Origin of the sequence: Dorea amylophila (assembly GCF_025567265.1) — a bacterium.
Classification (GTDB): Bacteria; Bacillota; Clostridia; order Lachnospirales; family Lachnospiraceae; genus Dorea_A; species Dorea_A amylophila.
Genome location: NZ_JAOQJW010000045.1, coordinates 1 through 450, shown reverse-complemented (window position 1 = coordinate 450; position 450 = coordinate 1). Strand labels below are relative to the sequence as shown.

Annotated in this window: 1 protein-coding gene; it reads right to left on the bottom strand. The window is 36.2% G+C overall.

Annotation, left to right across the window (positions count from 1 at the left end; genetic code table 11):
• Positions 1–77 precede the first annotated feature (77 nt).
• Positions 78–218: a hypothetical protein gene (locus OCV72_RS16440; RefSeq protein WP_155515246.1), complete on the bottom strand. Its 141-nt coding sequence runs from the start codon at positions 216–218 to the stop codon at positions 78–80.
• Positions 219–450 lie beyond the last annotated feature (232 nt).

Below are 450 nucleotides of genomic sequence, written 5' to 3'. Positions count from 1 at the left end.
TTACTGTTTTAAGGTTCGACATTAAATGTCTGTTCTGAATAATTCTCTTTAGAATTTTCAGGGTTGTTGTCTATTGTTTAATTATCAAGGTTCTTTGTCTTTGCTGTTTGAAACAGCTTATTTAGATTATCATATTCATTGACGTTTGTCAAGAACTTTTTTAATCTTTTTTTCGACCAGCTTTTCAGCTGTCCGTCTGCTACCTCTTTCTCAAACATTCGTTTGTCTCAAGCGACAGCTTATTAAGAATATCACAAGTAGTTGTGTTTGTCAACTGTTATTTTATTCTTTTTTTCAGGAACAATTCCCGAAGATTTCTGATTATGATCCGGCATTTTCTGCTTTTCCGTAATCAGTTCCCGCCGTCTTCTGCTTCGACTCTGTTACCTCACGGCCTTGTCTAACGCGACAGCTAGATTAATATACCACAAGGGCGTTTGAATTGTCAAC